Annotated in this window: 12 protein-coding genes and 1 tRNA gene; 10 read left to right on the top strand and 3 right to left on the bottom strand. The window is 69.5% G+C overall.

The window, feature by feature from the left end; genetic code table 11:
* Positions 1-484: 484 nt before the first annotated feature.
* Together hisD and hisG are read right to left on the bottom strand one after the other, a co-directional pair.
* Positions 485-1,786: a histidinol dehydrogenase gene (gene hisD, locus ASE78_RS18050; protein WP_056499114.1), complete on the bottom strand. Its 1,302-nt coding sequence runs from the start codon at positions 1,784-1,786 to the stop codon at positions 485-487.
* Positions 1,783-2,433, bottom strand: coding sequence for an ATP phosphoribosyltransferase (gene hisG, locus ASE78_RS18045; protein ID WP_056499110.1), 651 nt, complete (start codon positions 2,431-2,433; stop codon positions 1,783-1,785). Before hisG ends, hisD begins: the two co-directional genes overlap by 4 nt.
* A 50-nt stretch (positions 2,434-2,483) precedes the next feature.
* On the opposite strand from hisG, the gene ASE78_RS18040 reads away from it, so the two are divergent.
* The 9 genes from ASE78_RS18040 to ASE78_RS18005 all read left to right on the top strand — a co-directional run bounded on the left by ASE78_RS18040 (position 2,484) and on the right by ASE78_RS18005 (position 11,142).
* The gene (locus ASE78_RS18040) at positions 2,484-3,515 is read left to right on the top strand and encodes a DUF2332 domain-containing protein (protein ID WP_056499107.1); all 1,032 of its coding nucleotides are present in this window, start codon (positions 2,484-2,486) and stop codon (positions 3,513-3,515) included.
* A complete protein-coding gene (thiL, locus tag ASE78_RS18035; protein WP_056499372.1) occupies positions 3,512-4,396 on the top strand; it encodes a thiamine-phosphate kinase in 885 nt (294 codons plus the stop codon). The genes ASE78_RS18040 and thiL overlap by 4 nt, the downstream gene beginning before the upstream one ends.
* A 96-nt stretch (positions 4,397-4,492) precedes the next feature.
* Positions 4,493-6,661 (top strand): sodium-translocating pyrophosphatase, encoded by a 2,169-nt coding sequence (locus ASE78_RS18030; RefSeq protein WP_056499103.1) that lies wholly within the window; start codon positions 4,493-4,495, stop codon positions 6,659-6,661.
* A 124-nt stretch (positions 6,662-6,785) separates the two neighbouring features.
* Complete coding sequence (locus ASE78_RS18025) at positions 6,786-8,741, top strand: alpha/beta hydrolase family protein (RefSeq protein ID WP_056499100.1); 1,956 nt, start codon at positions 6,786-6,788, stop codon at positions 8,739-8,741.
* A 332-nt stretch (positions 8,742-9,073) separates the two neighbouring features.
* Positions 9,074-9,292, top strand: coding sequence for a translation initiation factor IF-1 (gene infA, locus ASE78_RS18020; protein WP_003049127.1), 219 nt, complete (start codon positions 9,074-9,076; stop codon positions 9,290-9,292).
* A gap of 26 nt (positions 9,293-9,318) precedes the next feature.
* Complete coding sequence (locus tag ASE78_RS18015) at positions 9,319-9,888, top strand: Maf family protein (RefSeq protein WP_056499368.1); 570 nt, start codon at positions 9,319-9,321, stop codon at positions 9,886-9,888.
* Positions 9,881-10,858 (top strand): ribonuclease, encoded by a 978-nt coding sequence (locus tag ASE78_RS18010; RefSeq protein ID WP_056499097.1) that lies wholly within the window; start codon positions 9,881-9,883, stop codon positions 10,856-10,858. Before ASE78_RS18015 ends, ASE78_RS18010 begins: the two co-directional genes overlap by 8 nt.
* Positions 10,836-11,036, top strand: a complete 201-nt coding sequence (locus tag ASE78_RS18465; RefSeq protein ID WP_082467314.1) for a DNA gyrase inhibitor YacG — start codon at positions 10,836-10,838, stop codon at positions 11,034-11,036. Before ASE78_RS18010 ends, ASE78_RS18465 begins: the two co-directional genes overlap by 23 nt.
* Before the next feature lie 30 nt (positions 11,037-11,066).
* Positions 11,067-11,142, top strand: a tRNA-Phe gene (locus ASE78_RS18005).
* A gap of 70 nt (positions 11,143-11,212) precedes the next feature.
* Here the strand turns inward: ASE78_RS18005 and ASE78_RS18000 are convergent.
* Positions 11,213-12,688, bottom strand: coding sequence for a glycoside hydrolase family 125 protein (locus tag ASE78_RS18000; RefSeq protein ID WP_200911084.1), 1,476 nt, complete (start codon positions 12,686-12,688; stop codon positions 11,213-11,215).
* A gap of 112 nt (positions 12,689-12,800) precedes the next feature.
* Between ASE78_RS18000 and ASE78_RS17995 the strand changes: the two genes are divergently transcribed.
* A complete protein-coding gene (locus ASE78_RS17995) occupies positions 12,801-13,739 on the top strand; it encodes an NAD(P)/FAD-dependent oxidoreductase (protein ID WP_056499094.1) in 939 nt (312 codons plus the stop codon).
* The last annotated feature ends 111 nt before the right edge of the window (positions 13,740-13,850 follow it).

Below are 13,850 nucleotides of genomic sequence, written 5' to 3'. Positions count from 1 at the left end.
CCGGCGATTGAAAATCCTGCAAATGCAGACACCGCCTAGTGTAAACTTTGTAAACTTTGGGCGGAATTGACCGCCCGCCAGGCCCGTCGCCCCAGCGAAGGCTGGGGCCTCTCGCGGCTCCTATCGCGCATCAGCCCCGGGAGATCCCAGCCTTCGCTGGGATGACGTTTGTTGCGAGGTAGATGGATCAACCTCGACTGCGGCCCGCCACGGGCAAATCCCGTGTCGTCGGACGGACGCACGTCATGCGGCGCGTCGTTAGTGTAAACTTTGTAAACTTCGGGCGGAATTCCTCCCCTCCCTGACAAGGGAGGGGCCGGGGGTGGGTCGGCCGCGATGGCCCGCAACGCCGCCCCGAACGGCACCCAATTCGGCCCGCCACGGGCAAAGCCCGTGCCGTCGGACGGCGCTTCCCGCGCCGCCGGCCGGCAGCGCCTAATACGGCTCGATGCAGCTTTGCTGCACCTCACCCGGCGCTGCTTCGCTACGCCTCGCCCGGCGCACCTAGTCGAATGGCGACCGACCGTGCATGCGCCGGCAACCCCTCGGCCCCCGCCAGCGTCACCGCCGCCGGCCCGATCCGCCCCAGCGCCGCGCGGTCCAGCCCGAGGAAGCTCGTGCGCTTCATGTAATCCAGCACCGACAGCCCCGACGCGAAGCGCGCCCGCCGCCCGGTCGGCAGCACATGGTTCGGCCCCGCGACATAATCGCCGACCGCCTCGGGCGTGTACCGCCCGAGGAACACCGACCCGGCATTGCGCACCAGCGCGAACAACGGCTCGGGGTCCTCGACCGCCAGTTCGAGATGCTCGGGCGCCAGCCGGTCGACCAGCGGCATGGCGTCGACCAGCGTCGGCACCAGCACGATCGCCCCGTTGGCATCCCAGCTCGCCCGCGCGACCTTCGCCGTCGCCAGCTCGGCGATCTGCGCGTCGACCGCTTGCGCGACCCGGTCGGCAAAGCCCGCATCGTCGGTGAACAGGATCGACTGGCTGGTCGGGTCATGCTCGGCCTGGCTCAGCAGGTCGGCGGCGATCCACGCCGGGTCGTTCGCGCCGTCAGCGACCACCACGATCTCCGACGGCCCCGCGACCATGTCGATGCCGACCACGCCGTACAACTGCCGCTTGGCCTCGGCGACCCACGCATTGCCCGGCCCGGTCACGACATCGACCGCGCCGATCCGGTCGGTGCCATAGGCCAGCGCCGCGACCGCCTGCGCCCCACCGATCCGCCACACCTCGTCCACCCCGGCAAGCGCCGCGGCGGCCAGCACCAGCGGATTGACCTCGCCGTTGGGCGTGGGCGTCACCATCACGATCCGCTCGACCCCGGCGACCCTGGCCGGCACCACGTTCATCAGCACCGATGACGGATAGGCCGCGCGCCCGCCGGGCACATAGACCCCGGCGGCCGCCACCGCGCTCCACCGCGCGCCCAGCCGGACGCCCGCGCCATCCACCTCGTCGCGATCCTCGGGCCGTTGCTTGGCGTGATAGGCGACGATCCGCTCGTGCGCCAATTCCAGCGCCGCGCGCAGTTCCGGGTCGAGCCCGGCCAGCGCCGCGTCGCACGTCGCCCGCTCGATCCGCCAGCCGGTCGCATCGGGATCGTGGCCGTCGAACTTCTGCGTGAACGCCCGCACCGCCGCGTCGCCATCCTCGCGCACCGACCGCAGGATCGCCGCCACGTCGCGCGCCACATCGCCGTCGGCCTCGCGCCGCCCCTCGACCAGCGCGGTGAAATCGGCGGCGAAGCCCGCCGCATCGGCATCCAGCCGGATCATGCCGCCACCGCCCGGCGAAACGCCTCGACCAGCGGCACGACCTGCGCCCGCGTCTTGAACGCCGCCCGGTTGACGACGAGGCGCGACGTCACCTCGGCGATCGTCTCGACTTCCACGAGGCCATTCTCCTTGAGCGTCCGCCCCGACGAGACGAGGTCGACGATGCGCGGCGCGAGGCCCAGCACCGGGGCCAGTTCCATCGCGCCGTTCAGCTTCACGCATTCCGCCTGCACGCCGCGCGCGGCGAAATGGCGGCGGGTGGTATAGGGATATTTGGTGGCGATCCGCACATGGCTCCACCCGCGCGGATCGTCGGTCGCCGCCATGTCGGCGGGCTCAGCCACCGAGATGCGGCAATGGCCGATCTTCAGGTCGACCGGCGCGTACAGCTCCGAATAGTCGAACTCGGCCAGCACGTCCGACCCGACGATGCCGAGCTGCGCCGCGCCATGCGCGACGAAGGTCGCGACGTCGAACGCGCGCACCCGGATCAGGTCGATGTCGGCCCGGTCGGTGCGAAAGCGCAGCGCCCGGCTGTCGGGATCGGAAAAGGCGGCCTCGGGCCGGATGCCGGCCTGCGCCAGCAGCGGCATCGCTTCGTCGAGGATGCGCCCCTTGGGCACGGCGATGATGATGGGATCGGTCATGGGCTGGGCGGGCTTTACTTGGGGGGAAGGTCGGGCGCAACACGCCGGTCATGCCCGATGACGCCCTGATTCGCGCCGCCTTTCACAGCCAAGCCGCCTTTTGCGCGGCGATGGATGCCCCGATCACCGCTGCGGTCTGCACCGGCCTTGCCGCCGCGCTGTCGCGCGACAGCCGCACCGGTGCGACCGTGCTCGACTGGGTTGGCGAACCGATCGCCGATGCGCTGCCGCTCCGGCTGGCCGGCGGGCTGCACGATATGGCGCGCAGCGGGATCGATCCTGCGCTGACCCGGCTGTTTGCGGGACAGGGCGATGCGGCGGCGGTACTGGGCGATGCGCTGATCGCCCATGACGCGGCGTTGCTGCCGTGGCTCGACGGCCCACCACAGACCAACGAACCGATGCGATCGGGCGTGCTGATGGCCGGTCTGCTGGAGGTCGCCCGGCGGCACGGTCCCCGTATCGAGCTGCTGGAGATCGGGTCGAGCGCCGGGCTCAACCTGCTGATCGATCGCTATCGGTTCGATCTGGGCGGCACCCTGACCGGTCCGGTCGATGCCCCGGTCGTCCTCCGCCCCGACTGGGGCGGCCCGCCGCCGCCCGCCGTTCCCATCACCTTCGAATCAGTCCGCGGCGTCGACCTCCGCCCGCTCGATGCGACCGATCCGGCCCTCGCACGACGGCTTGCCGGTTATATCTGGGCGGATCAGCCCGAACGGCAGGTACGTCTCGCCGCTGCCACCGCGATGCTGCGCGACCGGCCGGTCGATCTGGCGGCGGGGGACGCGGTCGACTGGCTCGGCGCGCGTCTGGCCGAACCGCAGGGGGCGGGGGTGACGCGGGTGCTGATGCATTCGGTGGTCTGGCAATATCTCGGCGACGAACGCCGCGCGGCGATCACCGCGATGATGGACGATGCCGCGACCCGCGCCACCGATGCCCGCCCGCTGGCATGGGTACGGATGGAGCCGGAGCGCGTCCTGCAACGGCAGGAATTATGGGTACAGAGCTGGCCCGGCAATGGCACAGCACGCATGCTCGCCATCGCCCACGCCCATGGCACATGGATCGAGGCGACGTGACCGAGGTCGATTTCCTTGGCCTGCTGCGGACCCTGCCGCTCCACCCCGGCGCGATCGGCCTCACCGACGACGCCGCGCATCTGGGCAGCCTCGTGCTGACCAAGGACCTGATCGTCGCCGGCGTCCATTTCCTCGACAGCGATCCGCCGCAGGACGTCGCGTGGAAGCTGGTGGCGACCAACCTGTCCGATCTCGCCGCCAAGGGCGCGGTGCCGGTGGGGGTGATGCTCGGCTATCCGATCGGCGACGATGGCTGGGACCGGGCGTTCCTTGCCGGGCTCGACCGAGTGCTGCGCGCGTTCGATTGTCCGCTGCTCGGCGGCGACACCGTCCGCCTGCCCGCCGGTGCCCCCCGCTTCCTGTCGCTGACCGCGATCGGCCGCAGCGCCTCGGCCCCCTTGCGCGGCGGTGCGAGGGCCGGCGACATGCTGTGGGTGACGGGCACGATCGGCGATGCCGGCGCGGGCCTCGCCATCGCGCAGGGCGCGGACGGTCCGCCTACCCTGCTGGGTCGCTATCGCCGCCCCACCCCCCGCCTTGCCGAGGGGCAGGCGCTCGCCCCCCATGTCACCGCGATGATGGACGTGTCCGACGGCCTGCTGATCGACGCCCGCCGGATGGCGGCGGCCAGCGGCGTCGCGGTCACGATCGATCTGGCGCGGGTGCCGCTGTCCGACGCGCTGCTCACTTTCGGCGACGACGCCCTGACCGCCGCGACCGCCGGAGACGATTACGAACTGCTCTTCGCCCTGCCCCCCGGCGCGACGCCCCCGGTCGCCGCCACGCAGGTCGGCTGGTTCGAGGGCGGCAGCGGCCTGCGGCTGGTCGACGGCGACCAGCCGGTGCCGCTCCCCGCACGGCTGGGATACCAGCACCACTAACCGCTTGCCTCCCCCGCCCATCGGCATAAGCTGCCGCCACAGGGTTCGACCCGACGAGACAGCCGGGCGACCCCCATGCAGGAGGGGTTGCAACATATGACGATCGTCTATCTGGCCATCGCGTGCGGCGTGATCGCCGTGCTCTATGGCGCGCTCACCGCCGGGCAGGTGCTGCGCGCATCCCCCGGCAATGCGCGGATGCAGGATATTGCCGCCGCCATTCAGGAAGGGGCGAAGGCCTATCTCGGCCGGCAATATCGCACCATCGCCGTCGTCGGCGTCGTCGTCGCCATCCTGCTGTTCCCGACGCTCGGCCCCCTGTCCACGGTCGGCTTCCTGATCGGCGCGATCCTCTCGGGGGTGGCGGGCTATGTCGGCATGGAGATTTCGGTCCGCGCCAACGTCCGCACCGCCGAGGCGGCGCGGCACTCGTTGCAGGGCGGCCTCACCCTCGCCTTCCGCTCGGGCGCGATCACCGGCATGCTCGTCGCGGGCCTCGGCCTTATCGCGATCGCGGGCGTGTTCTGGTATCTCGTCGCCATCGCCGGCCATGGTCCGGGCGACCGCGAGGTGGTGGAGGTGCTGACCGCGCTCGCCTTCGGCGCGTCGCTGATCTCGATCTTCGCGCGGCTGGGCGGCGGCATCTTCACCAAGGCGGCGGACGTCGGCGCCGACCTCGTCGGCAAGGTCGAGGCGGGCATCCCCGAGGACGATCCGCGCAACCCCGCCGTCATCGCCGACAATGTCGGGGATAACGTCGGCGACTGCGCCGGCATGGCCGCGGACCTGTTCGAAACCTATGTCGTGACGATCGGCCTGACGATGGTGTCGATCGCGCTCTTGGTACAGGCCCCGCCGCAGGAACTGCTGCGGCTGATGGCCCTGCCGCTGATCGTCGGCGGGGCGTGCATCCTCACCTCGATCATCGGCACCTACATGGTCCGGTTGGGCAAGGGCCAGTCGATCATGGGCGCGCTCTACAAGGGGTTCTGGACCACGGTGCTGCTCGCCGTCCCTGCGATCTATCTCGCCGCCAGCCATACGCTGGGTGACATGAACGCGGTGATCGGCGGCGCGGGCTTCCTCGATCCGGGCGGCGACACGCTGACCGTGGAAGGGGCACTCGGCGCGCAGGCCCCGGTCGCCGGACAGAGCTTCACCGGCATGGACCTGTTCTGGTGCATGATGATCGGGTTGGGCGTCACCGCCGCGCTGGTGTGGATCACCGAATATTACACCGGCACCGCCTATCGCCCGGTCAAGTCGATCGCGAAGGCCAGCGTCACCGGCCACGGCACCAACGTCATCCAGGGCCTTGCCATCAGCCTCGAATCGACCGCGTTGCCGACGCTGGTGATCGTCGTCGCGGTCATCGCTTCCTATCAACTGGCCGGGATCATCGGCGTCGCCTTCGCCGCCACCGCGCTGCTGGCGCTCGCCGGCATGGTCGTGGCGCTCGACGCCTATGGCCCCGTCACCGACAATGCCGGCGGCATCGCCGAAATGGCGAACCTGCCTGACGAGGTCCGCCGCCGCACCGACGCGCTCGACGCGGTCGGCAACACGACCAAGGCGGTGACGAAGGGCTATGCGATCGGATCGGCGGCGCTGGCGGCACTGGTGTTGTTCGGGGCCTATACCACCGATCTGAAACTGTTCTTCCCCGACCTGATCGTCGATTTCTCGCTGTCCAACCCCTATGTCATCGTCGGATTGTTGCTGGGTGCCTTGCTCCCCTATCTGTTCGGCGCGTTCGGCATGACCGCCGTCGGCCGCGCGGCGGGATCGGTGGTGGAGGACGTCCGCCAGCAATTCGCCGCCGACCCCGGCATCATGGCCGGCACCAGCCGCCCCAATTACGGCCGCACCGTCGACATCGTCACCCGCGCCGCGATCCGCGAGATGATCGTGCCCTCGCTCCTCCCCGTCCTGTCGCCGATCGCGGTCTATTATATCGTCATGCTGGTGGCGGGACAGGCGCAGGGGTTCGCGGCGCTGGGCGCGATGCTTTTGGGCGTCATCGTCTCCGGCCTGTTCGTCGCCATCTCGATGACCAGCGGCGGCGGCGCTTGGGACAATGCCAAGAAATACATCGAGGACGGCAATCACGGTGGCAAGGGATCGGAGGCGCACAAGGCCGCCGTCACCGGCGATACGGTGGGCGATCCCTACAAGGACACCGCCGGCCCCGCCGTCAATCCGATGATAAAGATCACCAACATCGTCGCGCTGCTGCTGCTGAGCGCCCTGGCCGGTGGCGGCTGACAGTCGATTGCGCCCCGCCCGCCACCGCGCAATAGTCGGACAGGACGGGGAGATCGATTCGGGCGGTGCGGCGGGTGTCGGGGGACACCGCCGCCCCTCCCGCCCCCGCCGCAACGGGGGGACCATGACGACGATACTGCACCATCCGCTCTGGATCGGCCTGGCGCTGGCCGCCGCGCTGCCGGCGCAGACGCCACCGCCCGCGCCGCCCGCCCCCGCCGCAGCAGATGCCAATGCACCGGTGCCGATCACCGTGTTCGCGACATTGCCCGCCTATGAATCGCCCCGGCTGTCGCCCGACGGGACGAAGGTCGTCGCCAAACAGGCGGTCGGCGGGCAGCAGGTCCTCGTCGTCTCCGACCTGTTCGGCGGCGGCAAGCCGGCGCTGCTCGGCGCGCCCGAGAATACCGACATCAACTGGTGGCGCTGGGTCAACGACGACTGGCTAATCGTCGGCGTCGGCGCGCAGCAGATGCTGTACAGCACCGACGTCTATATCACCCGGATGATCGGCATCAGCGCCGACCTCAAAAAGAGCAACCGCATCGACTGGGACAAGTCGGGGCTGCGTGCCGACAATGTCCTGTGGACCGCGCACGACGGCAGCCCGCGCATCCTGCTGTCGCGCCAGACCGGGATCGAGCGCGAGGAAGACTATAACCCGGCGGTGTTCGAGGTCGACGTCTCGACCGGCCGGTCGCGCCGGATCGTCGGCGGGCGCAACAACATCCACGACTGGTACGCCGATGGCGAGGGGCAGGTCCGCGCCGCCTATCAATACAGCGACCAGACGCGCCGCTCGGCACTGCTCTACCGCGCGAACAACAACGAGGAGTTTCGCGTCATCGCCCGGCGCGAACGGCGCGACGAGGACGGGCTGACCGTGCCCATCACCTTCCGCGCCGATGGCAGCGCGATCGCCTTCGACGACGAAGGCGGCTTCACCAGCGTCTATGAGGTATCACTGCCCGACCTCGCGCTCGGCAAGAAGCTCTACAGCCTCGAAGGCTATGACGTCGACGGCATCACCGACAATGCGACCGAGAACGACATCGCCGGCGTATCCGTGACCGACCGCCATCGCCGCAACGTCTGGTTCGATCCCAAGCTGAAGACGCTACAGGAGAATATCGACAAGGCGGTCGGCGACCGGCGCGCGCGGCTGGTATCGTGGGACAAGGCGCGCGACCGGTTTCTGGTCGAGGTCGGAGCGCCCAACCAGGCCGGCGGCCTCTATTACTGGGACAGCGGCGACGCGGCGATGAAGCGCGTCGGCTGGAGCAGCGCCGCGTTGCAGGGCCGCCGCCTCTCGCCCGTCAGCACCATCCGCTACGCCGCGCGCGACGGCACCCCGATCGAGGCGGTGCTGACGATGCCGCGCCACCGGCCGGGGCAGAAGAACCTGCCGCTGATCGTCCTGCCGCACGGCGGCCCCTCGGCACGCGACAGCGAAAGCTGGGACTGGTGGACGCAATATCTGGCCGAACTCGGCTATGTCGTGATTCAGCCCAATTACCGTGGCTCGTCGGGCTATGGCACCGCGTTCGCCCGCAAGGGCGCGGGCGAATGGGGCCTGAAGATGCAGGACGACCTGAACGACGCCGTCACCCATCTCGCGAAACAGGGGATCGCCGATCCCAAGCGGGTCTGCATGGTCGGTGCATCGTACGGCGGCTATGCGGCGATGCGTGCGGCACAGCGCGACGGTAGCCTGTATCGCTGCGCCGTCTCCTATGCCGGCGTGTCCGACCTTGCGGCGCTGCGCCGCTACGACAGCCAGTTCCTGAACGGCCGGACGATCGGCGACTGGCTGCGCAAACAGGCCCCCGATTTCCAGACGGTGTCGCCGCGCTTCCACGCCGCCGATTTCTCGACGCCGATCCTGCTGATGCACGGCAAGCAGGACAAGCGCGTGCCGGTCGCCCAGTCGCGCATGCTCGCCGCCGAACTGAAACGCGCGGGGAAGGCCCACCGCTATGTCGAACAGCCGCTCGGCGACCATTTCTTTTCACGCGGCGAAGACCGGTTGCAGTTCCTGCGGGAGATGACCGACTTCCTGAAAGCGCATAACCCGGCCTGACGGATAGGGCCGGATCGACAGTCATATATCGGCGGCACCCCCTTCCACTTCGTCACCCCGGACTTGTTCCGGGGTCCACGGCGCGGCGATCGATGTGGCCCAAGCCTCAAGCGGCAGCGTTTCCGGCTGGGTGGACCCCGGAACAAGTCCGGGGTGACGATACGGATGGGCCTTGCCTTTCGCCGCCCTGCCGCCCACATCGGGACCGTCAGCGAACATCGACCGGCCGTGCCGCCCGCGCGCCCGGCGGATCGCGCTTTCCTTTTTTGCGAGCAGCGCCTATGGGAACCCGCCCGGTTTGCTGCGGCGTGCTATTCACACGAGGTATTTGTTTGGCGAAGGAAGAACTTCTCGAAATGCGCGGCCAGGTGGTCGAGCTGTTGCCCAACGCGATGTTCCGCGTCCGGCTCGAGAACGATCACGAGATTCTGGGGCATACTGCCGGCAAGATGCGCAAGAACCGCATCCGCGTGCTGGTGGGCGACGAGGTGCTCGTCGAACTGACCCCGTACGATCTCACCAAGGGTCGCATCACCTACCGCTTCAAGTAAGCGTGGCGGTTTCCATGGCCCCGGCCATGCGCCTGATCCTCGCCTCCACCTCGCCCCGTCGCCGCGACCTGCTGGCGCGGATCGGCGCGGTGCCGGACCGCGTCGAGGCGCCCGACATCGATGAGAGCCCGCTCGCGCACGAACTGCCGCGCCCCTATGCGCTGCGGCTGGCCGAGGCGAAGGCGCGCGCGATCGGCCCCGTCGACGGCGCGGTCGTGCTGGCGGGCGACACCACCATCGCCGTTGGCCGGCGCATCCTCCCGCCCGCCACCACGCAAGCGGTGCAGCGCGAGTTGCTCGGGCTGCTGTCGGGCCGGCGGCATCATTGCCTGTCCGCCGTCTGCGTGCTGATGCCCGACGGCACTGCGCGCACCCGTGTCAGTGACACGGTCGTCGCGTTCAAACGCCTCGAACCGCGTGAGATCGACGCCTATGTCGCCTGTGGCGAAGGGCTGGGCAAGGCCGGCGGCTATGCGATCCAGGGCCGCGCCGAAGCCTTCGTCCGTTTCCTGTCGGGCAGCCATTCGGGCGTGATCGGCCTGCCGCTGTTCGACACCCGCGCGCTGCTGGAAACCGCCGGCGTCCCGCTTGGCTGAAGGCTGGATCGTCGAGCGCGGCATCGGCGAGACGCGCGCGGCGAGGCTCGTCGATGGCGCGATCGTCGAGGCGCGGATCGAACCCGACGATCTGCTCCGCGCCGGCACGATCCTGACCGCACGCCTCGTCCGCCGTCTGCCTGTCCGCAACGAGGGCATCGTCGCATGGGACGATGGCGAGGCGCTGCTCCATCCCCTGCCGCGCGCCGTGACCGAAGGCGCGACGCTGCGCATCGAGATCACCCGCCCCGCGCTGCCCGAACCCGGCAAGCCCAAACGCGCCCGTGCCCGCCCCGCCGCGCCCGATGCCGTCCTCGGCCCTGCGCCGAGCCTTGCCGACCTGCCCGGCGCACAGCTGCCCGGCCCGTACGATCGCGACCTGCTGGCGGACGCTGGCTGGGCCGAACTGATCGAGGAAGCGGCGACGCGGACGGTCATGTTCGTCGGCGGCGCACTGTCGATTCACCCCACCCCGGCGATGACGCTGATCGACATCGACGGCGACCTTGCCCCCGCCGACCTCGCCATCGCCGGCGCGCGCGCGGCGGCGCGGGCGATCGCGCGGCTCGACATCACCGGATCAATCGGCATCGACCTGCCGACCGTCGGCGACAAGGCCGTCCGCATCGCCGCCGCCGACGCGGTCGATTCGGCCCTGCCGCAACCGTTCGATCGCACCGCCGTCAACGGCTTCGGCTTCCTCCAGATCGTCCGCCGCCGCAGCCGCGCTTCGTTGATCGAACTGTTCGCCGATCCCGCCGCCCACGCCCGCGTGCTGCTGCGTCAGGCGGAGCGGACCGGCGGCAGCGGTGAGCGGACGCTGACCGCGCATCCGGCAGTAGTGGCGGTCATCGCCGCGCATCCCGACTGGGTGGCGGCGGTCGAACGCATGCTGGGCACCGCACTCGCCTTGCGGGGCGACGCCATGCTCGCCATATCCGGCGGCCATGTCCAGGCTCGCTTCCCGTAACAAATGCCCGCTGTGCGGCAACCCCGCCACCGTGGACCATCGCCCGTTCTGCAGCCGGGGGTGTCGCGACCGCGACATGCTCAACTGGATGGGCGAAGGCTATCGGATCGCGGGGCCGATGGCGTCTTCCGACGAAAAAGGCGAAACCGGGCTGGACAGCCTTGCGGAGCGCGGCTAACAGGCCGGCTCTCCCGGTCCTGCCGGGCGTGCCCGGATAGCTCAGTTGGTAGAGCATGCGACTGAAAATCGCAGTGTCGGCGGTTCGAATCCGTCTCCGGGCACCACTTTTCCCAAATATACCGTCCCACGCCATGCCCGGCTTCAGCCGAAGCCAGACATGGCCATAGACTGACGCTACACCGCCACGGCGTCGAGCGGTGCCCGGAGCAACTGCGGGCGGGTCGCGGCGAGGTGCAGGATCAGCTCACCGAACAGCCCGTTGGCCCATGCGAACCAGTCGCGGCTGAACTTGCGCACATCGTCCTTCTCGAACGCCTCGTGCATGAAGCCGGTGCCGGCGTGGCTGCGCTTGAGCGTGGCGAGGCATTTGAGGATCGTCGCATCGTCGCGCGCCGACAGCGCGCGAACGATCAGTGACATCGGCCAGATATAGTCCATCCCCTGATGCGGACCGCCGATTCCCTCGCCCGCGCTGCCCTTGAAGAACCACGGGTTCGCCTCGCTCCACGCCGCCGCCGCCGTCCGCTGCCAGCGCGCATCGTCCGCCGGCACGCAGCCAAGCCACGCAAGGCTGGAGAGCGAGGGAACGTTGGCATCGTCCATGAAGATCGCATTGCCATAGCCGTCGACCTCATAGGCCCACACGTCGTGCCCGTCGGCCAGCCGCATCGTGCCATGCTGCGCGGTCGCCGCCGCGACCTCGTCGGCCAGCGCGGTCGCGTCGTTCGCGAGCGCGGCGTCGCCGCGTGCCTCGCTCGCCACCCGCGCCATTTCGCGCAGCGTCGTCACCGCGAACAGATTGGCCGGCACGAACAGCGAATATTGGCAGGCGTCGTCCGACGGACGAAACCCCGAATGGATCATGCCGTTCTTGCGCGTCGGTGCGCCATAACCAGCGAGCAGCGTCTCGGTCGGCTGCCGGCTCGCGCGCTGGAACTTGTACGGACCAGGCGAAGTCTTGCGCTGCTGTTCGCGAAAGGTGCGCACGATCGCGCGCATCGCATCGGCCCATGCCGCGTCGAACGGCGCGGGATCGCGCGTCTCATGCCAATAGCCATGCGACAGCCGCATCGAATAGCATAGCGAATCGATCTCCCATTTGCGCTCGGCGACGCCCGGCTTCATCTCGGTCACGTCCGTCTTCGCCCAGTCGAGCGAGGTGGTGGCCGACGGATCCTCCATGAAGGCATTGGCGTACGGGTCGATCAGCACGCTGCGCGCATGCCGGCCGATCAGCCCGCGAAACAGCTCGCGCAGCTTCGCATCCTGTTTCGCCAGATGGAGATAGGATTTCACCTGCGCCGCCGAATCGCGCAGCCACAGGCAGGGGATGTCGCCGGTGATGACGAAGCTGTCGGGCTTGCCGCCCATCATCCCCATGCGGACGGTGGTGTCGAGCGTGTTGGGATAGCAATTGGCGAACAGCCACGCGAGCTCGGGATCGGCGATCATGCGACTGACCCGCGCGATCTCGCGTTCGACCGCCGGACTGACGAAGCGGCGATCGGCGGGCGCGGGCCGCTTGCTGACGAACGATGCCGCCGTGCCGCCCCGCGCCTGCCCGGCCGCGACCGGCGCGAAGCCGCCGGTCGCAAGGCCGGCCCCCAGCAGTACACCCTGCGCCATCAGATTGCGTCGGTCGGTCGGCATCGCGGAAACTCTCCTGAAACGGGTCGCCGTACCGTTGCCCTGCAACGCCGCGCGGGGCAACATTGCGCCGGCCCCGTGCGTTGCCGCGCCGCAACAAGGGGTGGGACGACACATGACTCAGGGTATCGCGATCATCGGCGCCGGCATGGCCGGGTTGAGCTGTGCCACCCGGCTAACCGCGGCGGGGCGCGACGTCCGCCTGTACGACAAGGGCCGCCGCCCGAGCGGCCGGATGGCGAGCCGCCCGGTCGAGGTCGACGGGTATCGCTTCGTCTTCGATTACGGCGCGCAATATATGACCGTGCGCGACCCCGGTTTCGCCGACGCGGTGCAGGCATGGGCGCGGGGCGGGATCGTCGCACCATGGCCGGCGGCGGGGGATGACGCATGGGTCGGCACGCCGGGCATGGACGCCCCGCTGGCCGCGATGGCGGCGCCGCTCGACGTGCGCTGGTCGTGCCATGTCCGTGGCATCCGGCGCGATACCGATGGCTGGCACGTCGCCCATGACGCTGGCGAGGACGGTCCCTTTGCCGAAATCGTCGTGGCGCTGCCCGCAGAACAGGTCGGCCCGCTCGTCGCCGGGATCGACGATACGCTGGCGGCGCTGGCCGATGCGCACCGCTCCGCGCCATGCTGGACGGTGATGCTCGGCTTCGACCGGCCGCTCGCCCTGCCGCCGCTGATCGAGCGTGACGGCATCATCGATTCGGCTGCGTGCAATGCCGCCAAGCCGGGCCGCTCGCCGGGCGAGGCATGGACGATCCACGCCACGCCCGAATGGTCCGCCGCCCATCTCGAAGCCGAACGCGATACGGTGATCGATCTGCTGCGCGATGCGCTGGCCCAGCGTGTCGCCCTGCCCCGGCCGGTCCATGCCGCCGCGCATCGCTGGCGCTATGCCCGTTCGGTTCCGGCGGGGATCGGCAGCTACCGCCTGCCCGCGCTGGCGCTGTCGGCGTGCGGCGACTGGCTGATCGCGCCGCGCGTCGAAAGCGCATGGCTGTCGGGACAGCACGCGGCGACGGCGATCCTCGGCGATAGCGGTTGATCCATCTACCTTGAAGCAAGCGTCATCCCGGCGCTGATGCACGACAGGAGCCGCTGGAGGCCCCAGCCTTCGCTGGGGCGACGCTTATGGTCAAATGGGTCGGCTAGGGCT

It is taken from the genome of Sphingomonas sp. Leaf25, assembly GCF_001421635.1.
Classification (GTDB): domain Bacteria; phylum Pseudomonadota; class Alphaproteobacteria; order Sphingomonadales; family Sphingomonadaceae; genus Sphingomonas.
Note: the sequence above shows the minus strand (reverse complement) of the source record. Positions and strands in the feature narration are given on the sequence as shown.

Coding starts and splice junctions, on each gene's coding strand:
- hisG (WP_056499110.1), bottom strand. CDS start 2,433: ATGACCGATCCCATCATCATCGCCGTGCCCAAGGGGCGCATCCTCGAC.
- ASE78_RS18040 (WP_056499107.1), top strand. CDS start 2,484: ATGCCCGATGACGCCCTGATTCGCGCCGCCTTTCACAGCCAAGCCGCC.
- ASE78_RS18030 (WP_056499103.1), top strand. CDS start 4,493: ATGACGATCGTCTATCTGGCCATCGCGTGCGGCGTGATCGCCGTGCTC.
- ASE78_RS18000 (WP_200911084.1), bottom strand. CDS start 12,688: ATGCCGACCGACCGACGCAATCTGATGGCGCAGGGTGTACTGCTGGGG.
- ASE78_RS18025 (WP_056499100.1), top strand. CDS start 6,786: ATGACGACGATACTGCACCATCCGCTCTGGATCGGCCTGGCGCTGGCC.
- ASE78_RS17995 (WP_056499094.1), top strand. CDS start 12,801: ATGACTCAGGGTATCGCGATCATCGGCGCCGGCATGGCCGGGTTGAGC.
- ASE78_RS18015 (WP_056499368.1), top strand. CDS start 9,319: ATGCGCCTGATCCTCGCCTCCACCTCGCCCCGTCGCCGCGACCTGCTG.
- hisD (WP_056499114.1), bottom strand. CDS start 1,786: ATGATCCGGCTGGATGCCGATGCGGCGGGCTTCGCCGCCGATTTCACC.
- ASE78_RS18465 (WP_082467314.1), top strand. CDS start 10,836: ATGTCCAGGCTCGCTTCCCGTAACAAATGCCCGCTGTGCGGCAACCCC.